Below are 23647 nucleotides of genomic sequence, written 5' to 3'. Positions count from 1 at the left end.
ATGAAAAGATTAAGATATATCATGCTGCTGGCAGGTCTGATGAGCCTTTCTCTTCAGACCATCTATGCCCAACGCATCACCCGCAGCTTCCGCAACACTTCTATGTCAGAAGCGCTCACCATCCTTGCCAAGAGCACCAAGGATTATCGTATCAACTTTATGTATGATGAACTGGAGGATTTCACGGTTACAACGAGTATTGTGAAGCGAACAGCTCCGGATGCCATCCGCCAGATCATGGGCTTCTATCCGATGAAGATGACGATAGATGGCGAGAACATCTTTGTGGAGTGTACGCAGAAGACTCCCACCAAGATGATAGGCCGCATCATCGACAATAAGAAACGCCCTGTAGATTTCGCCAATGTAGCCCTGCTGAATGTCCGTGACTCTTCTTTGATTAATGGCGGCGTGACGAATGAGAACGGCCAGTTCGTGATTCCCTGCGAGGCGAGAAAGGCGATAGTAAGAGTAAGTTGCGTGGGCTATATTACGGCAAGCAATACCTTTAATATAGGTAAGATAGGGACAATAACTCTGAAGGAGGCAACAATAAACCTGCAGAAAATTGTAGTGAAAGGACATCGACAGCCTTTCAGAATGACTTCTGAAGGATTGGTGGCTCAGGTAGAAGGAACCTCCTTGGAGAAAATGGGCTCGGCAGAAGATGTGTTGAAGCATCTTCCGAGAGTGATGCAGAAGAACGGTGATATAGAAGTCTTGGGCAAAGGTAAACCTTTGATTTATATCGATAACAAGAAAATCAAGGGAACCATTGACCTCGATAGATTGAGTTCTTCTGACATCAAACATGTAGAGGTGATAACCGAGCCGGGTGCTGAATACGATGCAACCTATCAGTCTGTCATCAGAATCAAGACGACAAGAAAAAAGGGAGAAGGTTTGGGATTGACTTATCGGCAGGTCTATCAGCGCAATCATCAGGACAATCATCGTGAAGTACTCGATTTGAACTATCGCTATCGGGGATTGGATATCTTCTCCAATTTGTATGGCGGTTTGTCTCAGGGCTATCAGGATCAGCATAATGATAACAGACTCTACGGCAAGACGCTCATGAGCATCGACGAAGATTTGATTATCAAAAACAAGAGTTACTATACCAGTGGAAGTCTTGGTTTTAATTATGTTTTCAATGATAGGCATTCTGTGGGTGCCACTTACGAGGTGAACATCAATCCTTATAGTCGGGGTGGATGGAATTCGCTGATGGATGTCTGGAAGAATGGCTCCAAGACAGAAAGCTATATAAATGATATGTATTGTCGTTTCAAAAGCCGACCTACGCAGGATATTACGGCTTATTATGCCGGACAGATAGGAAAGGTGAGCATAGAATGGAATGGGGAAATATATCTTCGTAAAACAGGACAGACTCAATATTCTGAAGAAACAGGAATGGAGGGCGGAGATTCTCGTACGATAGAATCTGATTTCACGGCTGATAGTTGGATGCATGCATCTAAGCTGGTACTGAGCTTTCCGGTATGGAAAGGTACTCTGAAGGTTGGTAATGAGTTTACCGAAAGTTGCCGTGCCAATCTTTATACTATAGATGAACAGGGAACTGACTTGCCAGGCAAGACGGACGATCAGGTGAAGGAAAGTAATCTTGCAGCCTTTGTTTCTTATGGATTGAGACTAAACAAGGTAGAACTGAATGCTGGCCTCAGATACGAACATGTTTCTTCCAATTACTATAATACAGGTGGTGATTATTGGAGCGAGGAGAATAAGGATTATTTCGTACCCGACCAGAGTCGTAAATACGACCATTTCTTTCCGAATGTGTCCTTGACCTTTCCTATCGGGAATGTGAAAATGAATATGGTTTATAAGGTGACGGTGAGTCGTCCTTCCTATAGTCAGTTAAGTAGTAATGTGCAATATAATAGTCGCTATTATTATCAGGGTGGAAATCCATTGCTCAAGCCAACCTTCGAACATGGCATAGGGATTAATCTGGGATATAAATGGTTCCAGTTTTTTGCCAACTGGCGTTATCTTGTAGATCCTTGCTATCAGGTGATAGAACCGTATCATGACAATGAGTTAATCAGTATGTACACCTTTCGTAATTTGAATCATACTCAGGTTTGTTACGTGGGACTGACAGCATCGCCGACGATAGGATGGTGGCATCCTACGTTGGACGCTGGTATTAGAAAGCAGTTCCTGACCATTGGTGGTAAGGCGTACAGCAAACCGATATTCATCGGCTCTTTCGTTAATGCGTTTTCGTTACCATGCGGTTGGACGCTTAATCTTGATATGAGTTGGAACACGCAGGGCCATTCTGCGCTTCCGCTTTATATGGCACAAGGAGGAGTGGACGTCTCTTTGCGTAGAAGTTTTCTTCACGACCGCCTGAATGTCATTTTGGCGGGCAATGACCTCTTTGCGACGATGCGCAATTCCACAAGATTGGTATATGGTACCAGCGATATCTATACCAGAAAATATACGGATACCCGAATGTTCATGTGCTCATTCAGCTATAAGTTTAATGTTAGTAGAAGCAAGTACAAGGGTACGGGTGCTGGTAATGCAGAAAAGAACAGATTATAAAAAAAACAGAAAGTATATGAAGCGTTGTTTATGGATGATATTCATGGTGGTTGGCATCTGTATGCTAACTGGCTGTAGTAGTGATGATGATAAGTTGGACAGCCTTCCTTGGAATGATAAGGAACTGTTCAACCAGTCTTTTGTTTTAAATCAGGACGGGTATTGCATCTTAGATGGAAAGGCTCCTGTCTGTGATATAGATAGGAATGTTCTGAATTCTTGGCTTGTAAGTTATGGCTGGCAACCTGTCGGCATCTATCAGATGAAGGAAAACGGTAAACTTGCGAAAACTGATTATCGTGAAGGCATCAAGGATTATAGTCCGAAGGTCTATGAATTCTTATCTGAGAATCAGTTGATGACTTATTATCGTGATGAGGATACACGTACATTCTGTTTCAAGAAGCAGGATTGGTCGTATGATGATGCGACGGGCATTGTCATCAAAACGAATAAGGCTGGTAAGGTAGATGATTATATGCAAATCCTGGATGTGAAGTTTCATGAAGATGAAGCTTACCTGTATGTGATGGAGAAGATTGGTTCGGTGACAGTAGCTGACAATCAGGAAAAAGCTGTTTATGGCTTGGTGGTATATCAGCGTTTATCTTCATTAGAACTGATTGATGTGCAGAATACTTATACTATTGATAAGAGTGATGAAGAAGACAAGCCAAATGAAACTGAAAAAGTACCGGATGATTGCCGTTATTATATTCGGTGTGTATATGCCAATTCTAAGGATTCCCATGGATTTGATGGACATAGTAAATTTCAGTCATTCAGACTTTTGAGTTTGGATTTGACAGATTATCTGAACAATAACTCATCAGCTAACCCTTATTATCATTATTATGATTCCATTGTATGGTCATGTAAGGGAATGCCAGATAGGGTAGTGAGTCTCAGAAATGAGAACAATTGTTATGCTGTGTCAATCAACCTTAGCACTTATCTTTTTCAGATCAGCCGTAATACTTCTATGACGGAGGAAGATAGAACATTGATTGTTGCTGATGGCTATAGGGGTGGACGTGTGGTTTATTCTTCCGGCATCTATCTCAATATCTATAATAATGGTTTCATGGGTTACGATTTCGGTTCTTCTGATTTGCTGAATCCATCTAATGATGACTATGATTTGTATTGCATCTTCGACCAAAGCAAGCGGTTCCGGATAGTCTCTCCTCGTTATTCTCCTGATTTTCCGGAAAAGCCATATTCTGAGTTGAAATACATTGTATCAGGGGTGCTGTTGGATTCTGAGAATCCGGAAAGCATGAAGAAGCATGAGGCTGTGTTGTCTGAGCAAAAGAGGATGCTGGTTGATCTGATGGATATGTATTATGGTCAGTATGGCAAGGGTGTTGTGGTAGATGATTCGAACAGAGAGAAGTACCGCAATCGTTTCAAGGCTTTGCCATCCGATGCAGACCTTGTGATGTATTGGAAGGGCTATACGCCTGTGCAATGGAACTCTGATTATGGGGGATGTTTAGTTGCTTTAATCTTGAAAAAGAATAAGGAAAATCCCTTAAAGAGTTACTATTGTATCCATGCTGAGCCGATTAAATAGATTTCTCTCTTAATACAACAATGAATATATGACAATCGATCAAGCGAAGGCAAAACCATATTGGCTTGCTCTTTGCTTGACCGATGTTTTTATTTTTCTTCAGTTAGATACTCCTTTATTTGTTGCTCTAATATCGGAAGGTCGTTTGTAATCACATCCCAAACAACGTTGTTATCAACTTGGAAATATTCATGAACGATATAGTTCCTCATGCCGTTCACTTGTTTCCAAGGAGTCTTAGGATGCGCTTGCCGAAATTCTTCAGTTAGCATATTCGATGCTTCTCCAAGAATTTCGATGTTCTTGACTACTGCGTAATACATCATGTCGTCTGCGATAAAATCCTCAAAGTTTTTACTTTTTGTATATCGGCAGATTCTTTCTATCGCCTGGAGCATGTGCTCTAGGCGGTTTTTATCTCTACTTCGTTCTCATATATACTAAGATTTTATCACGTTCTACTGATTCCTGTGCAAAAGGAAGTAAGTTTCCTTTTGAGACCAAATCAACTTTTCTTCCTAAGAGTTCTTCCAAATCACTCCACATGCCGAAGAATTTTAAACCTATAGGTTTACTCTTGTCCAAAGAAACCATAATATCGACATCGCTATCCTTCGTTTCTTCCCCTCTGGAGAAAGAACCGAACAGCCAGGCTTTCAGTACGGGTTGGGTGCTGAAATAATGGCGTAAAGCTTCTATGATGGCTCGTTTACCCATAATATAATGATGTTGTTTCTTGGTGCAAAGATACACTTTTTATTCGAAAGAGCAAGCTTTTTTCTAGTTTTTTATTACCTTTGCATAGGTTTTCCGAAAATAATCTATGTTTTGCTTAGTTTTTCGCTTGGCTCAACTGTATAGATAATAAGAAACAGAAAAAAGAAAAACTGATGTATATGAAAATACTTTTTCGTGTGCGTATAAGCTCGATGTTAAATCAAAAAAGAATCTGATATGAAACCTTATAGATACCCCCAAAAATTACGTCCCGATGTAGACTTTACCACATGGCGACGTAATCTTTCCTACATCACGACACAGATATTCCTGCGTCGCCATGTAATTTCAAGGGCATCGGGAGAGATTACACGGATTCTTTATGAGATTATAATCGCTTCATGTAGCTTTTTCCAGAAAGAAACTCTCTTAAAACAATGAATATATGACAATCGGTCAAGCGAAGGCAAAACCATATTGGCTTGCTCTTTGCTTGACCGATGTTTTTATTAAGCCACTTTTTTCCCTTGTTTGTACAGGAAATCTGGGGCAAAATCAATTCCATTGTACCATTCCAAAGTCCAATGGGTAAGTCCAAATTGAATAAACTTATTCATGTCTTTAAGTTCTTCTCGCTTATTGCCTTTTAGTAATGGGAGAAAGTCAATGCGTCTTGTTTCGCCATTACTGAACTTTAAGTCCATGGTATAATCCTTAATGTAATCAACATCAACGATTCTTATTAAATCAATGTCAACCATAATTCAACTTATTTAAGAGGTTCAATTTTTATTATTTCCTTGCCTTCCTGTAATCGCTTCCAATTCATTTCAAGTTCGTTTTGATGAATCTCCATCCACTTGAATACGTCTTTAAGTACCTTTTTAGGCAATTCTCCTTTTACGATTCCATCTTGTATGGTAATAATGGCTTCGTAGTCTCCATATCTCACATGAAAATGTGGAGGATTGTGATCATCTCCAAACATGGCAATGATAATTCCGAAAAAACGACTTAGTTCTGGCATAATCTTTATTATTTTTTGGCAAAGATAAAAAAAACTATTGAATGTTCCAAATCTTTTTATTACTTTTGCATTGCTTTTCCAAAAAAAGTAGAAGATTTCTTCATTTTAGGGGTAATTGATTTCAGGAAAGCTTGTATATAAGAGTAGAAACAAGAAGAAAATGACGTGATGACAGAAGAAAATGAACAGCGGATGGAACGGCTGTTCCACGACCATTACGAGCAGATGTATCGCTTCGCCTTGCTCCATGATAATGAGGAGGCGAGGGATGTGGTGAGCGACGTGTTCTCCAGATTGTGGGATAAACAGCTGGTTCCAGACCGGGCTTACTTGATGCGGAGCGTGAAGAATGCCTGCATCAATCTTATAGCCAGAAAGAAGAGAGATGAAAGACTGAAACGGCTTCTCCCTCTCTCGGAAGAGAAATTGACGGAGGAAGAACCTTCTCGTCTGGAAGAACGATGGCTGGCTGCCGTGGATTGCATCGACCATGACCTGACCGACCAGACTGCTTCCGTCATCCGATTGTGCTATCGGGAAGGAATGTCGTATAAGAATACGGCGGAGAAGCTGGGCATCAGTGTCTCGGCAGTGAACAAGCATATCGTAAAAGGTTTGCGAACGCTCAGAGAAAAGTTGAAAGGAAAATAATCCGTTAGGCATTCAGACAAGATAGTCTTTGCCGTAAGAAAGTCCTCCGCCAGGTGTTCCGACGGATTTGCAATCCGTCGTTAAAAAAGGTTCGACCTCTTTATTTTGCGGATTTGCAATCCGCTTATACAATAACCCTAAAATGAAGAAAGGAAAAGAAAATGAAACATGAATTATCTGACATAAATCCTCAGAAGATGGATTCTCAGAAATGGGATTTGCTCCTCGATCTCCTCGATCTCCTGGAGCATCCCGAAAAGTATTCCGAAACCCAGAAGGATGAACTTCTGGGCGATGAGGAAGTGAACGAATTCTATCAGCAGTTGGTAGAGACCCGACAATCTCTGGATTTCGCCAAGTCGAAGGAAGAAATGAAGATGCCTTCGATTGATGCAGAATGGGAGAAGCTGAAAGACGAGATGAAGCTGAAAGATGAGATGAGTCAGAATGCAGAAACCCAACAAACCGCCAAGTTGTTTCCTCTCTGGAGTCCGATGAGAAAGGTGGCTGCCGTTGCAGCCGTCCTTGTCGTCTCCGGCATCACCTTTGCTGCCATTCATCTGGTAACCCGTTCTCATCAGGCATCAGATAAGAACAATACCGAACTCGTGGCATCCCAAAAGGATTCTATCCAGCAGGTTTCTGCTCCTCAGAAATCCAACATAGAAGAAAAGGCAGATTCTGCAAGTCTTGCCCAGCTCCCATTGGTTTACGAAAACGCTGAGCTTCAGAATATCCTGACTCCTGTTGCCGGGCATTTTCATCTCCAGGTAACTTATCAGAACGAGTCGGCTCGCCACATCCGTCTCTTCCTGCAACTGGAGAAGGACATGAGTCTGGATGATATCATCGAACTGTTGAATCATTTCGAGAAAGTGAATATTCGTCATGAAGGTCAAACTTTAATCGTGGAATAAGATGAAAAGATTAAGATATATCATGCTGCTGGCAGGTCTGATGAGCCTTTCTCTTCAGACCATCTATGCCCAACGCATCACCCGCAGCTTCCGCAACACTTCTATGTCAGAAGCGCTCACCATCCTTGCCAAGAGCACCAAGGATTATCGTATCAACTTTATGTATGATGAACTGGAAGATTTCACGGTTACCACAAGTATCGTGAAGCGAACAGCTCCGGATGCCATCCGCCAGATCATGGGTTTCTATCCGATGAAGATGACGATAGATGGCGAAAACATCTTTGTGGAGTGTACGCAGAAGACTCCCACCAAGATGATAGGTCGCATCATCGACAATAAGAAACGCCCTGTAGATTTCGCCAATGTAGCCCTGCTGAATGTTCGTGATTCTTCATTGATAAATGGCGGCGTGACGAATGAGAACGGCCAGTTCGTGATTCCCTGCGGAGCCAGAAAGGCGATAGTAAGAGTTAGTTGCGTGGGCTATCATACCGCTGTTGATACTTATAATACAGGTAAGATAGGTTCAATTACTCTGAAGGAGGCAACGATGAACCTGCAAAAGGTGATAGTAAAGGCGGTTCGCCCCAAGACAAAACTGACTCGCGAGGGATTCCAGACCCAGGTGCAGGGTACAATACTGAGTGATGCAGGTATGGTTGCCGACTTGTTGAAGCAGGTTCCAAGAGTGCGTGTGGATAATGATGGAAACTGTTCGGTGTTTGGAAAAGGCACACCGGAGATTTATGTCAATGGCAGAAAGCTGACCGACAAAAATGAATTGCAAACCATATCTTCAAAGGATGTGAAGAACGTGACGGTTATCACGACTCCTGGTGCGCAGTATGATGCCCAGGTCAATTCGGTGATTCGTATTACTACGGTCAAGAAGCAAGGTAATGGATGGAGTGGTAATTTTCAGGCAAAATATGGTTTTGCCATGAAGAATGCCTGGCAAGAGCAGGCTAATCTCAATTACCGTGTGGGTGGACTGGATGTATTCGGTGGATTGATGTGGTCAGATTCGTATTTCTATGATAAGTTGGGATTGGATGAATATATCAATGGAAATCAGCATCAGATATATCAAAAATCTGCAGGGCGCATAGATGCTAGAGATTATGGACCTGATGCCAATCTGGGTTTCAATTATGAATTCAACGAAAATCATACCATCGGTCTGAAATATAAGTTTGGTTCTGGCTATACCAAGTATTTTACTGATCAGAATAACTATTCCATCTTTCAGGATGGAGTTCACCAGGGAGATGTAAATTATCTCAACGATGAGTCAGATTCCAAGCAGACTCCTATTCATCAGGCTGACTTTTATTATGATGGTAAGATAGGCAAGTGGAGTATAGACCTGAATGCATCAGCGTTGTGGCGGACGAAAGACCAGATACAGAAAGCCACCGAAACCAGTTCTGAGTTGGGCGACCAGATTGTATGTTCAGATAGCCATACCAAAGGAAAGTTGCTTGCCGGTAAATTGGTTGTTTCTTATCCTTTGACCGATCAGTTGAACATAGACTTTGGTTCGGAATACACAAATTCTGATAGTCATACCAACAACCAGAACGAGGGTGGTGTGGCTGCATCCAATGATTCCAGAATCAAGGAACAGAACATTGCCACCTTTGCTGAGGCTGCATGGTCGTTGGGAGATTATTTCCTGAATGCCGGTGTGAGATATGAGCATGTAAAATCAGACTATTATGCCGAAGGAGTGCTCAACCCAGATATGAGCAGAAAATATGATAATGTATTTCCTAATGTATCCTTGGGATATGACAAGGGCAAGTGGCATTCTTCGTTGAGTTTCACGGCGAAGACCTATCGACCAAGTTACTTCCGTCTTTCCGGTTATACCCGATATACGAGTCGTCATTCCTATGAAAGCGGTAATCCTAACTTGCGACCAAAGGATGCCTATCATCTGGAATGGGATGCGCAATATTCCTGGCTGAGTTTTTCTGCTGAATATATCTACAACAAGAATGCCTCGGTATATATGATGAAGCCGTTCCAGGGCAATAAGGATATAGCTCTGTCATATTACGAGAATGTAGATAAGATTCAGAACCTGAAGTTCTATCTTGAGGCTACTCCGGTGATAGGCTTATGGCATCTTGACTATACGGTAGGTCTGGTCAATCAGTTCTTTGATGCCAGCAAATACGTCAGCGACTATAATGCCAACCGTCCTTCTCTCTATCTGGATTTGGAGAATACCTGGGTATTGCCACATCATTGGAAGGCTAGATTGGAATACGCTTACCAGTCGCGTAATTATCGCGAATTGGGTGTCAATTATGCATGGAATTCCCTGGATGCGTCTATTTCCAAGTCGTTCCTGAATAACCGACTGGTTGTAAGATTGGAAGCAGAGGATTTGCTTCATGGTCAGAACGAGAGTTGGAAATATAATAATTCGTATGCGCACTTCACCAGAACCGGTATAGATAATACCCGCATGTTCTTGGTCAATGTAACTTATAACTTCAATGCCACCAAGAGCAAGTATAAGGGTACGGGTGCTGGTAATGCAGAAAAGAGCAGATTATAGCTATTTTTTAAAACACGGACAAATTCAATTTGTCCGTGTTATTTTTTTCTGTGGTTTTGGAGTCAAAATCAGGCTTTTTCAGCTTTGTTTCCTATAGCTTTTCTCCCCGTAACTCTATGACTTTTGGATGTTAACTCTATGAGTTAGATTCGTTAAGAGATGATGTATGACAAAAAACGGGAATACATTCTGGCTAGGAGGGATGAAGAACTGGATGGAATTGGTAATTTGATGCAGTTATACAAATTTAACGGAAGAGATGTAATGGCTTTGGATAATAATGTGTACTTTTGTACTAGATAATGATGAAATAAAAACATATATAAAACAAAAGATATAGGAACGGATGAAAATGTTAGATTTTAAAGTAAAAAGATTTGTTGGTATTATATTTCATTTGATTTTAGCTCAAATCTGTTTAGCTCAAACTGGTATCGCTAACCAAAATTTTGGAAAGGATACTCTGCAATTAAGGGAGGTTGTTGTTAGAGCAACCCGCCCTTTGGCAAAGTTGAACAGCGAAGGCTTTGTGACAGAAGTCAAAGGTACCGTTTTGGAAAAACTTGGTTTTGCAAAAGACGTTATGGGTATGTTGCCTGGTGTACTGAATAATAATGGTTCCATTGAAGTTTTTGGCAAGGGAAAACCAGTCTTCTATATCAATGGACATATTGTCCGCAATAATATAGAAGTTGAGCAATTGAAGGCTAACCAAATAGATAAGATAACAGTTATAACGAATCCAAGTTCACGTTATGCTTCAACCGTAGGTTCCATCATAAAGATAACAACCATTAAAAAGGTTGGGGATGGTTTCTCCTTTGATAACATCGCTACTTTTGGTTATCGTAATTATATGTATGGCAAAGACAATTTGGACTTGAACTATAGAATTGACAATTTGGATGTTTTTGGAACGTTGGGATTTGAGAAAGGCAAGGATACGAACTCTAGTAAAAATGTTCAGAATTCATGGCTCTCGTCACATCATCAGCAGAATACGGCTATGAAATCGACACAGCACTCAAACTTGATTGATGGTAAATGGGGATTTGATTTTTCCTCATCTCCAAAACTCTCATTTGGCGCATTTTACCAAGTATCTTATGCTCCAATAAAGACCAATTCGAGCATTATGTCATCATTATATTCTGATGATGTAATTGAAAGTGAAACTTCTGCATACAAGGATATCAAATTAAGAGATTTGGAACATTTGTTAGATGGATATTGCCATGGGGTTTGGGGAAAATGGAATTTGGAAATGACTTTTGATTTAATGTGGAAAAAAACACGTGAAAATCAAAACGTTATAGAGCAAACCGGCATCAATCAGGATTTCGGAATAAAAGATGTTGGGCATGCTAGGTTAATGGCAACGGAATTATATGCGTCACACCCATTTCTTAAAGGTAATTTTAGCTTTGGAGTAGATTTCACCAATAGTAGCCGTGAGGAAAATTCAGAAAGTGAAAATAGCATTATGGCAGGCGAGAACAATAAAATACAGGAGCTGAATATGGCATATTACGTTGAAACTATGCAGCATTTAGGCAATGTAACATTCCGTATCGGTGGCAGGTATGAGCATGTGAACAGTGAATATTTTATAGGTGGCAGAAAAAATCACGAACAGTCACATGTTTATGATAAGTTTTTCCCGACTGCTTCATTGTCTCTGCCCATTGGAAAAACTATGGTGCAGCTGAGCTATTCTAAGCAATGCTATCGTCCATTGTACTCTCAGTTGAGCAACACGGTTCACTATGTTAACAAATATCTCTATCAAAGTGGAAATCCGTATTTGCAACCATCCTATAGCGACAACATCTCTTTAAATTTGAGGTATCGCTGGCTGGCATTAACTGCTAATTATAAAAAGGTGCAAAACCAAATAATAACATCATATACATATTATGATGATGCGAAGACTATTGCTTTGCTCAAAAAGGAAAATTCTAGAAACAGTCTGTCTAACTTACAGATAATGGCTTCTTTTATGCCCGGATTCCTTTGGAAATGCTATTATCCCGTATTGGCATGTGGTGTTGTCTCGCAATTTTACAAGATTGATTACAGAGGAGATATAAAGCACGTGGACAATCCTTTGGTTGTAGTTAAGTTCAATAATATTTTCAAATTCCATAACAACTATATGGCGACAGTAAATTACAGTTGGCGTAGTGAGGGAAATAGTGAGAATATTAAGATGGGGAGTGTTGGACAGATAAATCTTTCTTTGGCTAAGGACTTATCTGAAAAATGGAATGTCAAGTTGTCTGCAAATGACATCTTTAATACTGCCCGCAAAAATACTTTTACCATTTTCAGCGGAATGAATGATGTCTATATTGAAAAGACTGCGTCTGTAAGGGCAGTGGAATGTATCGTAAGATATAAGTTTAATACAGTTAAAACAAAATATAAAGGTAAAGGGGCAGGGAAAAAGGAAATGGATAGATTGTAACTGTTTAAACTCTATCCTTTCTGGGATATGCTTATCGATTGTTTGTCGTAGTTCATATACCCTTATAAATGCAGCTTTATGCTTCAATTTAACAGGATTTTTTCCGCCGTTTCTTTGCTAATTCCATCTTTTTCCTTAATTTTGCAGTGGAAACTCTATAATAGATGTTTTTAATAGCAAAAAGAATGAAGATGAAACAGAAAAAGATGAGAAAGATAGGCATCGCTTCGGCTCTGGGCTTGGTGGTGCTCGTGATGCTGGGACTGTATGGTGCCAGCAACTATATGCTCAATTATTCGCTCAACTATCCGAAGGAGGAGAGAATGACGGCTGAGCATTGGAAGAACAGAATGAAGAACGAGTGCCCCTGGATGATTGGCTGGATGGACTCTGTGTATCAGCACCATTGCGTGAGGGATACCTTTGTCACGATGCCGTCGGGCTACAAGGCCCATGCCATCTATCTCTATGCACCGAAAACTACGGAAAAGACTGCCGTGGTGGTGCATGGCTATCAGGTGCGCTCCGAGGGAATGCTGCACATCGCCTATCTCTATAATCACGATATGGGGTATAATGTGCTCCTGCCAGATCTGTATGGACATGGAGAGAACGAGGGCGACCATATCCAGATGGGATGGAAGGATAGATGGGATGTAATCAGATGGTCGGAAATCGCCAATGAGATTTTTAGAGTGAAGGGTGAAGGACAGAGAGCGAAGGGTGAAGACCGAAGAGCGAAGAATACCCGTCAGGTGATTCACGGTATTTCGATGGGTGCGGCAACCACGATGGCAGTATCGGGAGAGAAGACTCCCGATTACGTGAAGTGCTTTGTGGAGGACTGCGGCTATACCAGCGTGTGGGATGAGTTTTCCGCTCAGCTCAAAGACCAGTTTGGCTTGCCTGCCTTCCCGCTGATGAATACCACTTCCGCCCTTTGCCAGTATCGCTACGGCTGGTCGTTTGCCGAGGCGCAGCAGATAGAGCAGGTTCGCAAGAGTACCAAACCGATGCTCTTTATCCATGGCGACAAGGATGCCTTCGTGCCCTACGCCATGCTGCATCCTCTTTACGAGGCAAAGACGAAGGGCCGTAAAGCCATCTTCATCGCCAAAGGCTCCGTTCATGCTATGGCATATCACGATCATCACGAGGAATATACCCGCATCGTAAAAGACTTTGTTTCGAAAGAGGAATAGGCTATTCTCCGATATGTTGTCCCACCACATACCCCGTGGTCCAGGCAGCCTGCAGATTGAAGCCGCCGGTGATGGCATCGATGTCGAGCACTTCGCCGGCAAAGAAGAGGTGAGGGCACACCTTGCTCTCCAGGGTATGCAGGTCGATGTTGCTGAGGCTGATGCCGCCGCAGGTAACAAACTCCTCCTTGAAGGCTCCCTTTCCGTTCACCTGATAGAGGTCGTTGGTGAGGGTTTCTATCAGCAGGTTGCAACCCTTCTTTCCCATTTCGCTCCATTTCTTCTCGGGTGCATATCCCATCTTCTGAATCAGGAAGAGCCAGAGGCGGGATGGCAGATTGTAAGGACGGATGCTAGCCAGCTGCTTCTGTGGGTTGGCGATGATGATGCCCTGGATGTTCTCTTCCACCAGCGAGCGGTTGCTCTCGTGTACCCAGTTTACGGAAATCTTAATCTGATAGTTGTTCTCGTGCATATAGCGGGCTGCATGGGATGAGAGCTTCAGCACGGCAGGACCGCTCATGCCCCAATGGGTGATGAGGAGCGGACCCTCAGCCTTCAGCTTGGTGCCCGGAATGCTGGTATATACAGGCTCAACCACCGTGCCCATCAGATTCTTGAAAGCCTTGTCGGCAATGTTGAAGGTGAAGAGCGATGGGATAGGCTGCTCTATCGCATGTCCCAGGTGTGAGAGATGCTTGAAGCTCTCCAGCTTGGGATGACCGCCCGTGGTGATGGCTACCCGGTGGAAGGCAATCTGCCTGATTCCGGAAACGGGATGAGAGGCAGAAGATGCACCCGATAGATTTCCCTTTTCTTTTGAAACCTTGAAATCCAGGAGCAGGCGCTCATCCTCCAGTTCGGTGATGGCGGTGAGCTGGTGGTTGCATTGTATCTTCACGCCCAGTCGCTTGGCGGTATTCACCAGACAGTCGATGATGCTGTGCGAATCCTGCGATTGCGGAAACACGCACTGGTCTTCCTGCGTAACCAGTGGCACGCCGTTCTCCTCAAACCAGTCGAAGGCATGCTGGTAGTCGAATCTCTTGAAGAGTCGCTTCATCAGTTTATGTCCGCGAGGGTACGCCTGTTTCAGGTCGGAAATCTCCTCAAAGGAATTGGTAAGATTGCATCTTCCTCCTCCCGTGATTTCCACCTTGGCGAGAACCTTCGAATTCTTCTCGAAAATCGTGATGTCGGCGTGAGGGAAGTTGCGCTTGGCCTCTATCGCCGCAAAGAATCCTGCGGCACCCCCACCAATAATTGCAATATGTAGTGATTGTGGCATATCGTATTTTTTTGGATGATTAGGGTGCAAAGGTACTGCTTTTCTTTGATAAAAGAAGAAAAGTTCCTCTTTTTCTTTTGCAGATACGATAGATTTTTGTAACTTTGCGTAAAAATCATAGTATATCAAGTATCAAATAGATTTATGGCAAAAAGAGAATATGTTGAGGCCAACAAGCGTTGGCTGGAGGAAAAGGCAAAGGAGGAGGGCGTTATGGCGCTGCCTCGTGGTATATATTATAAGGTGTTGAAGCAGGGCGACCCGAAGGGAGCACAGCCTAGCCGACGCAGCATCGTGACGGCTCATTACACCGGTTGGACCATCAACGGCAAGAAGTTTGATTCCAGCCGTGGCGGTACGCCGTTCGCCATGCGATTGAGCGACCTGATAGATGGCTGGATTGTTGCCATGCAGCAGATGCACGTGGGCGACCAGTGGGAACTTTACATCCCAGCCGAGATGGGCTACGGCAAGTTCTCGCAGCCGGGCATCCCAGGCGGTTCTACCCTGATATTCGAAGTAGAACTGCTGGGAGTGGGATAACCCGGATACTTGAAATTATAAAGATCATTAAGATAAGAGTGTCTTGTCCGACTATAGTCGGTTCAATTCATCTTCCGCACTGTTCATGCCGTTGTATCTTCCCTTGCGCTTGTTGAATTTCCAGGTTACGGTCAACTTGTAGCTCCATAGCTTGTAATCCTCAGTCTGGGAGAAGTCAACGGCATGCTCGTGGATTCGCTCCTTGAAGAGCTGCTGATGGAAGAGGTCGTTGGCACTGAAGGCAACCTGTAATCTGCCGTCCATCCACGATTTGTTGGCACCAAGACTCCAGTTCTGAGTGGGGCTGAACTTCGTTTTGCCCACTTGTCCTCCGTTGTCAAAACTGTAGGAGAGCGACAGCTGATAGTTGTTTGGTAGCGTGAAGTAATTGTCAAACGATGCATTCCAAGTTGCTCCGTTATAGCTGATTAGCTCTCCATGATCATTTACGGAGAAGCGCTGGTAAGTGATGTTCGCATTTACATTTGGGCGCCAGCAGCCGAAGACGTGACCCCAGTTGAGATATGCCATGTATTTCTGAATCTTGTTGAAGTTCATGAATGTACTCACGTATCTTACGGGCTTGTCTTCCGGTACTTTATGCACATACATGATGGAGTGGTCGGTACGGGTGTATCTCAGCATTCCCATGAAATCTTTCCACTGCACCGAGTAGGTCAGACGATAGGTGTTGACAGGCTGTAGCTTCGGATTGCTGATCTGATACTGAAAGCGCGAGATATAGTAGATGTTCCCACTGAGCTGACTGAAAGAAGGTCGGGCGGTGGTAGTGCGGAAGCTGAGCGAGTGATGCCACGACGGTTCTTTGAGAGTGATACCGAACGATGGAAACCACTGGTCGTAATGGCGCTCCATATTGTCGGGAGATTCCTCCGACAGATTGGTGTATCGGGATGTGAGATGCTCGTATCGGATGCCTGCCCACCAGCTCCATCTGCCAGCTTCACCCTGATATTGCAGGTAAGCAGCCGTCTTGGTATCGTGGTTTTTGTATTCCGTAGTTCCAAGCATATCGGCAGAACTTTCGGTTCTACCCTTGCCTTCCATCAGGCTCCATTCGCCACCATAGTTGATGGAATGTTTATCAGAGATGAGTTGCTTGACTTCGATTCTTCCACTATAGATATCGTAGTTGGAATTAGAGCGGTTGAGGGTTTCCTGCATCTCGCTACCTTCTTTCTCCGTGATAGGCTGGCTGTCAGAATCCTTGTTCCTGGCATAGTCCAGATAAATCTGTGATGAGAGATGTTTCGACCATTTAGCCAGATGGAAGAGATTGAAGTGGTGGCTGCGCTGGTGTCCCCATTGCTGGCTCTCCGCATTAAAATACTTCATTTCGCCATCCGCATCAGAAAGCTTCATCTCTCTATTTGTATCTTCTCCTGCTGGGTTAGGATAGCGATAGTACTGCTGCTGTTTCTCGCTTCTGCCGCCATTCAGCCAAAGCCCTTCCCATTGTATTCCCACTTCGTGTTGCTTGCTGAGCAACCAGTCGAAGTTGAGTTCTGTAGCGTTATAATTTGCCTTGTTCTTGCCATGGCGGTCGGTTCCGAAGAGATATTCGCCATCTTTGGCTCTTACGAGCGCTTCCTGTGGCTGATGCACATTGTATCGGTTGTCTGTGTAGCCGTAAAATCCTGTGAGCGAAATCTTCTTCGTTACCCAACCCAGGGTCAATTCCTCGTGGTTGGTGTTCACCTCGCTCAATTTATCATACACCTGCATCTTGCCGAATATACCCTCGTCTGTTCTTCTCGTCAGGATTCTCAGTACGGCTCCCGTCGTTGCATCATATTTTGCACCAGGAGTGGTAATGAGTTCTATTTCATCTATCAGCTTCACATCGAGATGAGCGAGTTCGGCTGAAGTCGCCTTCTTGTCGTTGAGATAGATGATGGGTGCTCCCAGCCCGTTTACTTCCAGAGTTCCATCGGAGGTTTGTTTCATGCCGGGGATGTGCTTCAATACATCATCCAGCGTTGGCTCCTTTGCCAAAGGAGTATTACGGACACGGGTAACCAAGGCATCGTTTCTCATCTTGTACATCGGGCGATGACCTGTTACGGTTACGGCTTGAATCTCGGCTTCCTTATCAGCTTTTGTCTCAGCCTCCTTATCAGCATAGATCTCAGTCTCCTTATCAGCTTTGATCGAATCTTTTTCAGTCTGTACCGAGTCTGCGGAAACTCCGGATGTCGGGAATTTCCCGTTTTGTGCTGTTGCACAGGTGGCGGTGGCTAGCATCGCGCATAAAACTGTTTCTTTCTTCATATTCTTCCTTGTTTTTTGTTTTCGTTTGCAAAGGAACAGCTTTTCGGGCTCAAAATCGCAAATAATCATTACTGAAACATTACGCTGGCAAAATAATCTTGCTTCACCTTATTATATATAGTGAAATCTTCGTACCTTTGCATCGAAAAAAGAAAAATGATATGAATAGAAGAATCAAACAAGTCTGGCTGCTCGCCATCCTTTCCTCTTTCCTGCTGATAGGCTTGCAGACCTATTGGCTCTATAATAGCGTGACCTATTCGATGGGAGAGATGGGGAAGAAAAATGCCGAAAAGGCGGAACAGGCAATAGTCACTTATCAGACAAATATCGGAGAGGCGGTAAAAGAAAAATCACATATCGGTTATGTCGTCACGGCATATTTTTCAGACTACAAGCGTCCCGTTACAACGGTTTGCTCTCCGCTGGATACGGATACAATCATAGGTGGAGTGGTGTATAGCAAGCCGGGATTCAGCAACGTGATGCAGAAGAGAGATACTTTCGATTTGCGTGAGACGGATTCCAACAATTCTTTTGATTGTCTGAATACTTACATCACTTACCAGCTTACCCACTTTGACAAGGCGCATTTTGACCGTTTCATCAGTAAGAAACTGGGTAATGATTTCATCGGGGCAGAGATGAAGACGGGAAAGCATCGTCTGTGGCAGACAAGAATCGTAGAGCCTCCTACCTTGTTTCGTCACGAAATGCTGGTGGAAGTGCCTTTTAATCCTATCCAGTATCAGTCGATGCAGATGAGAATGCAGGTGCCGATGCTGCCCATCCTGAAGGGAATGATGTGGCAGATAATAGGAAGTCTGCTGGTTACCATCATGCTTCTCCTGAGCATAGCATATCTCATCAAGGTGATGCTCCTGCAGAAGAAGGTGGATAAGATGCGAAGCGACTTCGTGCATACGATGATTCACGAGCTGAAACGCCCCGTGCAGACGCTGAAGATGTGTGTATCTGTATTCTCTGCTCAAAAGACAGATGAGAAGGATGAGAATGCACTCATCATGGAGACGGTTAGAGAGGAGAGCGATAACCTGACAGCCTATCTCGCCAAACTCCGGGAAGTAATCAGGGCAGAGGAACATATCCCGCTCCTGATAACGTCTTTCGATATCCATGCCGCCTTGCAGAATCTGGTGGCTGTGTATCGAAAGAACAGACAGAAGGAGGTGAATGTTTCGCTCGATTACCAGCGCACTTCCAACCGGATGATGGGAGATAGAGAGCAGCTTCTGAATGTGGTCAGCAATCTGATGGAGAACTCGGTGAAGTATTCCGGCGATATTGTCAATATCCATGTTGCCTGCCGAGATACCGAGAAGGAGGAAGTCATGATTTCTGTATCAGATAATGGCATCGGAATTTCGCCCGACGAGCAGCAGAGAGTCTGGACGAAGTTCTATCGCAGCAATGCTTACCCGGATATGATGCAGCCGGGCATCGGCTTGGGTTTGAGTTTTGTGGATATAATTGTGAAGGCCCATGGGGGTAGAAAAATGATGCAGAGCGAAGTGGGCAAGGGAACCAGGATTTCAATCGTCATCCCGCAGCACTCCTGATGCATCCGGTTTAACGCTATAAACAACAGAAAAAATGATCAAGATATTATTTGCAGACGATGACTTGAAGTATTCCATGTTGCTGAAGAGTTTCCTTCAGCAGCATGGCTACGATGTGACTTATGCCGGCAATGGCAAAAAGGCATGGGAGCAGTTCCCGGAGGTGAAGCCCGACCTGGTATTGCTCGACATCAATATGCCGGAGATGGATGGCTATGAGGTGGCTGATCGCATCAGAGCCATCGACCCGAAGGTACTAATCTTCTTTCTCACCGACCGTACGGAGAAGAACGATCGACTGAAAGGTTTCTCCCTGAAGGCAAACGATTATCTTGCCAAACCCTTCTATCCGGAAGAGTTGCTGGCAAGAATAGAGGAGCGGTTCTCTATGAATGAGAGTGAGACGATAGAAGAGGAGGTGTATCATTTCGGTGAAACCACCTTCAGCTATAACAACAATGAGCTTCGTACCCGTTCCTCTCGTGTGCTCATCACCAGCCGACAAGCCGACATCCTCCGTCTGCTGGCGAAGAATATCGGTAATGTAGTAAGCAAGGAGATGATACAGGAGGCGGTGTGGGGAACCGTGAGCTATGCCAACTCCTTGGCTGTGAATGTGCAGATGACGTATCTCCGTCATGCTCTTCAGCATGATGCGACCGTTAAGATTGAGTCGCTGAAGAAAAAGGGATATGTTTTGTCTGTTATTTCACCAGAGTAATGATGATGTAGCTTCTGCCATCGTCTTTCAGACCTCTTTCCTGAATGGCTTTGGTGCCCTCTTTCAAGATCTCGATGGCTTTGATTTTGCTGGGAGAAATCTTGTTGAATTCCTCTTTAGTCAGCTCCTGCTCTCTGCCCTTGATCAGATAGTGAGGGTCTGGCTTGGGGGCAGGAGGTGTGGTAGTGGTGATGATATGAATCTCTATCACATCGCTTTTGGGTGCCGGCAAGACGGTGGTGTTTACCCGGTAATTCTTGATGGTTTTACCGATAAGCTCCTTGCCGGTGAAATTTGGGATGCGCTCACCGTCAATGCTGTAGATACGCAGGGTATCTGCCTTCGATGCCATACTGCTGGTTATGCCCAGCAGAGCAAATGCAATGGTGAAAATATACTTTTTCATAAGCGTAGAGAGTTTTATAAATCGTTTAACTGTGCCTGTGGAAGTAGTTGATAACTACCATCTTGTGTCTCTGATGCATTGATGGTGTAATGCTGCATGTTGCCTTCGTTGTCCAGGGTTGAGATAACGATGTTATTGCCTTGGCGGTTGATGGTCAGCTGCTCGGCAGAAGGCAGGGCGGCAGAGGCTACTTCATAAAACTGAGTGAAATCTTCATGAATGCTTCTTTCTGCTTCAGATGAAGTCTTCCCGGCATTGCCGGAAGTCTTTTCATTTCTTCTTGAAGTCTTCTCCGTATTTTCTGCAGTCTTCTCCGTATTGCCAGAAGAGGTCTCTTCTGTATTTTCTGCAGTCTTCCCTGCATGTTTCTCGCTTCTTTCTGCGATATTCTTTCTTTTGGCAAGGGCCATCTTGCTTGACTTCATTTCCTGCGGGGTCACGATATCCTGGGTTGCAGCCAGGAAGAGGGAGTCGGCACGTTCCATCTTTTCGTATGCGTTCAGGTTCCCGTCTTCATCCTTGGAAGATGGCTGCGAGCGAACTACCTGCTCTGTAGGAACCAGATTGGCAAGGCTAGGTTGTTGTTCAGAAGAGGATGAGAAATAATCCTTGATAGGGAAGAGCAGGAAGATGAGGCCTGCCAGCATCGCCGTAGCGAGAAGAATGGCAGAGAGGCGTACCCATCTTGTTTTGTGCTTCTTAGAAGCTGCAAGGGACATCTCTTTCATTTGCGGCTGTCCATCAGCTTCTTTTTTTCTGTCCAGTTCTTTCATCTCTTCTTTTCCGTCCAATTCTTCCATCATTTCCATTTCTGTTTGATGGAAATTCGGAGTATAGTTCTCCATCCCCAGCATCAGGTTTCTGATGTCGAGATCCTCATCCGTTAAATCCTTATTCTCGCAATGGCGATAGAAATCAGCCAATGCCTGTTCTTCCTCCACGCTGGTATCAGCATCGAGGTAGCGCTCTATCAGCCCGTGGCGATAGGTTATATCTTCTAGTTTCTTCATTTCTTTCCTTTTTAGAGTTCCTTTTTTAGAATTCAATTTGAAGTTTAATTTAGAGCTCAATTTGAGCACCAGCCTTTTATGACTTCATCATTTTCAGCAATGATCTTCTTGCTGCAGAAATCATCGTCTTGGTGCTCGTCTTGTTGGCTCCGCAGATTTCGGCAATCTCATCGAGGCTCTTTCCCTCGCTTCTCAATAGCAGCATTCTTCTCTGCGTATCCGGAAGCCTGTCCATCGCCCTGTTGAGTCGCCTTTGCGTATCCTCGCCGATGATGGTCTGGTCGGTACGCTCGGTTGCCGTACAGATTTCTGCGGGATGCTTCATCTGTTCCAGCGATGCCGTCTGGGCTTTGTTGCGTCTCAGATGGTCGATGCAGAGATTCCTGGCTATCGTCATACCTAAGGCCTCGATGCTCTGGTATTCAGAGAGCCTGTCGCGCATCTTCCAGAGCTTCACCAGGGTTTCCTGCACGATGTCATCGGCTTCTTCGGCAAGGGTTCCTGCCGAGAGATAACGTTGACAATGTGCCGTCAACCTGGGGCGCATTTCCTGGACGATATGTTCAAATTCTGTTTCTTCCATTTGTTTCTTTTTATGTGTATGACGCAAGAAGAGGCGGAAGGTAAACAAAAAAATGCTACCTTCGTACATTTCCGTGCAAAGATAGCATAAAAATTTGAGATATAGACATATCTTTTATTTTATTTGTGGATGAAGTGGTTATTCCTCTGTTTTTGCCATCATTACAATGATATTACAGGTGCAGAAAATCAGTGATGTAACAGCTTTGTAATACTTATGTTTTACGGTAGAAATATCTTCTCTTTACCTTTGCAGTCAAAATGAAGAAGATGTCTTTCCGCATCATCGGAAAAGATTTCATTCGGAATAAAGAAAATCAGATTTACGTGTATATATAATAAGGTAAGAAATGAAGAAGAAGACGTATTTGTTGATGGCACTCATGATGGTGTCGATGGGAATGAATGCCCAGAATTCTGGAAACAGCTCTTTGGAGAAGGGCATCGGGGAATTCACCAAGACCATGAAAATTGGTGGAACCATCCGCTCTAAGTATGAGTACCAGACCGAAGAGGGGGAGGGTCGATTCGAGGTGCGTACAGCCCGCATCAACGTGACAGGCAATGTAACACCTCAGGTAAGCTACAAGGCAGAAATCGACCTCTGCGACGAGGGTAAGATCAAGATGCTCGATGCCTATACACGCATCAAGCCTTGGAAGACCCTGCAGTTCACCATCGGTCAGGAGCGTGTGCCATTCACCATCGATGCTCACCGTTCTCCTCATCAGCAGTACTTTGCCAACCGTTCGTTCATCGCCAAGCAGGTAGGTAACGTTCGCGACGTGGGTGCAGAAATAGGATATACCTGGAATGTTGGTTTCCCTATCGTGGTGAATGCCGGTATCTTCAACGGTTCGGGCTTGACCAACCAGAAGGATTACTGGACCAAGGGCGTTAACTATTCTGCCAAGGCACAGTTCCTCTTCCCGAATGTGAACCTGGTGTTGAGCACCCAGAAGATCAAGCCATCTGATATCACGGTAACGATGTATGATGGTGGTATCACCTTCCACAAAGGTGGTTTCATTGCTGAGGCTGAGTATCTTTACAAGCATTACAGCAAGGATGCTTTCCACGATGTGCATGCTTTCGATGGCTTCATCTGCTATGACATTCCGGTCATCAATCAGAAGAGCATCATCAGGAAGGTTTCGCCTTTGGCAAGATATGATTTCATGAGCGACCACAGCGATGGTACTCGATATGGCGGTTCTGATACTGAGCTTGATGCCTTGAAGATAAACGATTACAAGCGCCATCGTGTTACGGGCGGTGTAACCCTGAGCCTTGCCAAGCCATTCATCTCGGATATCCGTATCAACTACGAGAAGTATTTCTATCGCAAGGGTGGCATTGCCAAGACTTCAGAAAAGGATAAGATTGTTGTGGAGTTCATGACAAAGTTTTAATTTTTTTAGGCACGGATTATACGGATTTTTTTGACTTGCGTAACTTAAAAAACTCATAGCGCCAGCCTCTGTGTAATCCGTGTAATCCGTGCCTA

Annotated in this window: 20 protein-coding genes; 11 read left to right on the top strand and 9 right to left on the bottom strand. The window is 44.0% G+C overall.

The features are described 5' to 3' along the window. Nucleotides 1-2589: an outer membrane beta-barrel protein gene (locus ACTQ16_RS07945; protein WP_441936895.1), complete on the top strand. Its 2589-nt coding sequence runs from the start codon at nt 1-3 to the stop codon at nt 2587-2589. Between the two features lie 16 nt (nt 2590-2605). Then, entirely contained in the window at nt 2606-4165 is a 1560-nt protein-coding gene (locus tag ACTQ16_RS07940) for a hypothetical protein (protein WP_441936893.1), read from the top strand. 89 nt (nt 4166-4254) lie between these two features. Here the strand turns inward: ACTQ16_RS07940 and ACTQ16_RS07935 are convergent, their stop codons facing one another. The 4 genes from ACTQ16_RS07935 to ACTQ16_RS07920 form a co-directional block, all read right to left on the bottom strand. Then, entirely contained in the window at nt 4255-4563 is a 309-nt protein-coding gene (locus ACTQ16_RS07935; RefSeq protein ID WP_441936891.1) for a HepT-like ribonuclease domain-containing protein, read from the bottom strand. A 22-nt stretch (nt 4564-4585) separates the two neighbouring features. Further along, on the bottom strand, nt 4586-4882 hold the full coding sequence (locus ACTQ16_RS07930; RefSeq protein WP_441936889.1) for a nucleotidyltransferase family protein: 297 nt from the start codon (nt 4880-4882) through the stop codon (nt 4586-4588). A 509-nt stretch (nt 4883-5391) separates the two neighbouring features. After that, a complete protein-coding gene (locus ACTQ16_RS07925; RefSeq protein WP_155814079.1) occupies nt 5392-5646 on the bottom strand; it encodes a DUF2442 domain-containing protein in 255 nt (84 codons plus the stop codon). 5 nt (nt 5647-5651) lie between these two features. Continuing rightward, entirely contained in the window at nt 5652-5909 is a 258-nt protein-coding gene (locus tag ACTQ16_RS07920) for a DUF4160 domain-containing protein (RefSeq protein WP_294967729.1), read from the bottom strand. 168 nt (nt 5910-6077) lie between these two features. Between ACTQ16_RS07920 and ACTQ16_RS07915 the strand changes: the two genes are divergently transcribed. The 5 genes from ACTQ16_RS07915 to ACTQ16_RS07895 all read left to right on the top strand — a co-directional run bounded on the left by ACTQ16_RS07915 (nt 6078) and on the right by ACTQ16_RS07895 (nt 13718). Continuing rightward, nucleotides 6078-6560 carry an RNA polymerase sigma factor gene (locus tag ACTQ16_RS07915; RefSeq protein WP_441936887.1) on the top strand — a complete coding sequence of 161 codons (483 nt, stop codon included), beginning with the start codon at nt 6078-6080 and terminating at the stop codon, nt 6558-6560. A 161-nt stretch (nt 6561-6721) separates the two neighbouring features. Then, nucleotides 6722-7477 (top strand): DUF4974 domain-containing protein, encoded by a 756-nt coding sequence (locus ACTQ16_RS07910; RefSeq protein WP_441936885.1) that lies wholly within the window; start codon nt 6722-6724, stop codon nt 7475-7477. A gap of 1 nt (nt 7478) precedes the next feature. Then, the gene (locus ACTQ16_RS07905; RefSeq protein ID WP_441936883.1) at nt 7479-10049 is read left to right on the top strand and encodes a TonB-dependent receptor domain-containing protein; all 2571 of its coding nucleotides are present in this window, start codon (nt 7479-7481) and stop codon (nt 10047-10049) included. A gap of 352 nt (nt 10050-10401) precedes the next feature. Then, nucleotides 10402-12516, top strand: coding sequence for a TonB-dependent receptor domain-containing protein (locus tag ACTQ16_RS07900; protein ID WP_441192943.1), 2115 nt, complete (start codon nt 10402-10404; stop codon nt 12514-12516). 191 nt (nt 12517-12707) lie between these two features. Continuing rightward, nucleotides 12708-13718 carry an alpha/beta hydrolase gene (locus ACTQ16_RS07895; protein ID WP_441936881.1) on the top strand — a complete coding sequence of 337 codons (1011 nt, stop codon included), beginning with the start codon at nt 12708-12710 and terminating at the stop codon, nt 13716-13718. 1 nt (nt 13719) lies between these two features. Here the strand turns inward: ACTQ16_RS07895 and ACTQ16_RS07890 are convergent, their stop codons facing one another. Continuing rightward, on the bottom strand, nt 13720-15006 hold the full coding sequence (locus ACTQ16_RS07890; RefSeq protein WP_441936879.1) for an NAD(P)/FAD-dependent oxidoreductase: 1287 nt from the start codon (nt 15004-15006) through the stop codon (nt 13720-13722). A gap of 144 nt (nt 15007-15150) precedes the next feature. Between ACTQ16_RS07890 and ACTQ16_RS07885 the strand changes: the two genes are divergently transcribed. Further along, nucleotides 15151-15549: an FKBP-type peptidyl-prolyl cis-trans isomerase gene (locus ACTQ16_RS07885; RefSeq protein WP_022121977.1), complete on the top strand. Its 399-nt coding sequence runs from the start codon at nt 15151-15153 to the stop codon at nt 15547-15549. Nucleotides 15550-15600: 51 nt separating this feature from the next. Here ACTQ16_RS07885 and ACTQ16_RS07880 read toward each other — a convergent pair whose 3' ends face one another. Then, entirely contained in the window at nt 15601-17841 is a 2241-nt protein-coding gene (locus tag ACTQ16_RS07880) for an outer membrane beta-barrel protein (RefSeq protein WP_441936877.1), read from the bottom strand. Between the two features lie 161 nt (nt 17842-18002). On the opposite strand from ACTQ16_RS07880, the gene ACTQ16_RS07875 reads away from it, so the two are divergent. Beyond that, a complete protein-coding gene (locus ACTQ16_RS07875) occupies nt 18003-19421 on the top strand; it encodes a sensor histidine kinase (RefSeq protein ID WP_441936875.1) in 1419 nt (472 codons plus the stop codon). Nucleotides 19422-19455: 34 nt separating this feature from the next. Further along, nucleotides 19456-20142, top strand: a complete 687-nt coding sequence (locus tag ACTQ16_RS07870; RefSeq protein ID WP_441936873.1) for a response regulator transcription factor — start codon at nt 19456-19458, stop codon at nt 20140-20142. Here ACTQ16_RS07870 and ACTQ16_RS07865 read toward each other — a convergent pair. From ACTQ16_RS07865 to ACTQ16_RS07855, 3 genes are all read right to left on the bottom strand, one after another. After that, nucleotides 20126-20548 carry a hypothetical protein gene (locus ACTQ16_RS07865; protein ID WP_441936871.1) on the bottom strand — a complete coding sequence of 141 codons (423 nt, stop codon included), beginning with the start codon at nt 20546-20548 and terminating at the stop codon, nt 20126-20128. The genes ACTQ16_RS07870 and ACTQ16_RS07865 overlap by 17 nt on opposite strands. A gap of 14 nt (nt 20549-20562) precedes the next feature. Then, nucleotides 20563-21558, bottom strand: coding sequence for a hypothetical protein (locus ACTQ16_RS07860; RefSeq protein WP_441936869.1), 996 nt, complete (start codon nt 21556-21558; stop codon nt 20563-20565). A gap of 76 nt (nt 21559-21634) precedes the next feature. Then, nucleotides 21635-22141 (bottom strand): RNA polymerase sigma factor, encoded by a 507-nt coding sequence (locus tag ACTQ16_RS07855; protein ID WP_295347978.1) that lies wholly within the window; start codon nt 22139-22141, stop codon nt 21635-21637. A gap of 349 nt (nt 22142-22490) precedes the next feature. On the opposite strand from ACTQ16_RS07855, the gene ACTQ16_RS07850 reads away from it, so the two are divergent. Then, a complete protein-coding gene (locus ACTQ16_RS07850) occupies nt 22491-23552 on the top strand; it encodes a porin (protein WP_441936867.1) in 1062 nt (353 codons plus the stop codon). Nucleotides 23553-23647 lie beyond the last annotated feature (95 nt).

Source organism: Prevotella sp. LCP21S3_D2 (assembly GCF_052118345.1).
In the GTDB taxonomy this organism is placed as follows: Bacteria; Bacteroidota; Bacteroidia; order Bacteroidales; family Bacteroidaceae; genus Prevotella.
This window is presented reverse-complemented; position numbering and strand designations above follow the sequence as displayed.

Excerpts from the sequence above, each read along its gene's own strand:
- ACTQ16_RS07895 (WP_441936881.1), top strand. The coding sequence starts at position 12,708 with ATGAAACAGAAAAAGATGAGAAAGATAGGCATCGCTTCGGCTCTGGGC.
- ACTQ16_RS07890 (WP_441936879.1), bottom strand. The coding sequence starts at position 15,006 with ATGCCACAATCACTACATATTGCAATTATTGGTGGGGGTGCCGCAGGA.
- ACTQ16_RS07945 (WP_441936895.1), top strand. The coding sequence starts at position 1 with ATGAAAAGATTAAGATATATCATGCTGCTGGCAGGTCTGATGAGCCTT.
- ACTQ16_RS07910 (WP_441936885.1), top strand. The coding sequence starts at position 6,722 with ATGAAACATGAATTATCTGACATAAATCCTCAGAAGATGGATTCTCAG.
- ACTQ16_RS07850 (WP_441936867.1), top strand. The coding sequence starts at position 22,491 with ATGAAGAAGAAGACGTATTTGTTGATGGCACTCATGATGGTGTCGATG.
- ACTQ16_RS07860 (WP_441936869.1), bottom strand. The coding sequence starts at position 21,558 with ATGAAGAAACTAGAAGATATAACCTATCGCCACGGGCTGATAGAGCGC.
- ACTQ16_RS07885 (WP_022121977.1), top strand. The coding sequence starts at position 15,151 with ATGGCAAAAAGAGAATATGTTGAGGCCAACAAGCGTTGGCTGGAGGAA.
- ACTQ16_RS07870 (WP_441936873.1), top strand. The coding sequence starts at position 19,456 with ATGATCAAGATATTATTTGCAGACGATGACTTGAAGTATTCCATGTTG.
- ACTQ16_RS07940 (WP_441936893.1), top strand. The coding sequence starts at position 2,606 with ATGAAGCGTTGTTTATGGATGATATTCATGGTGGTTGGCATCTGTATG.
- ACTQ16_RS07865 (WP_441936871.1), bottom strand. The coding sequence starts at position 20,548 with ATGAAAAAGTATATTTTCACCATTGCATTTGCTCTGCTGGGCATAACC.
- ACTQ16_RS07930 (WP_441936889.1), bottom strand. The coding sequence starts at position 4,882 with ATGGGTAAACGAGCCATCATAGAAGCTTTACGCCATTATTTCAGCACC.
- ACTQ16_RS07855 (WP_295347978.1), bottom strand. The coding sequence starts at position 22,141 with ATGGAAGAAACAGAATTTGAACATATCGTCCAGGAAATGCGCCCCAGG.
- ACTQ16_RS07905 (WP_441936883.1), top strand. The coding sequence starts at position 7,479 with ATGAAAAGATTAAGATATATCATGCTGCTGGCAGGTCTGATGAGCCTT.
- ACTQ16_RS07920 (WP_294967729.1), bottom strand. The coding sequence starts at position 5,909 with ATGCCAGAACTAAGTCGTTTTTTCGGAATTATCATTGCCATGTTTGGA.
- ACTQ16_RS07875 (WP_441936875.1), top strand. The coding sequence starts at position 18,003 with ATGAATAGAAGAATCAAACAAGTCTGGCTGCTCGCCATCCTTTCCTCT.
- ACTQ16_RS07915 (WP_441936887.1), top strand. The coding sequence starts at position 6,078 with ATGACAGAAGAAAATGAACAGCGGATGGAACGGCTGTTCCACGACCAT.
- ACTQ16_RS07935 (WP_441936891.1), bottom strand. The coding sequence starts at position 4,563 with ATGCTCCAGGCGATAGAAAGAATCTGCCGATATACAAAAAGTAAAAAC.
- ACTQ16_RS07880 (WP_441936877.1), bottom strand. The coding sequence starts at position 17,841 with ATGAAGAAAGAAACAGTTTTATGCGCGATGCTAGCCACCGCCACCTGT.
- ACTQ16_RS07900 (WP_441192943.1), top strand. The coding sequence starts at position 10,402 with ATGTTAGATTTTAAAGTAAAAAGATTTGTTGGTATTATATTTCATTTG.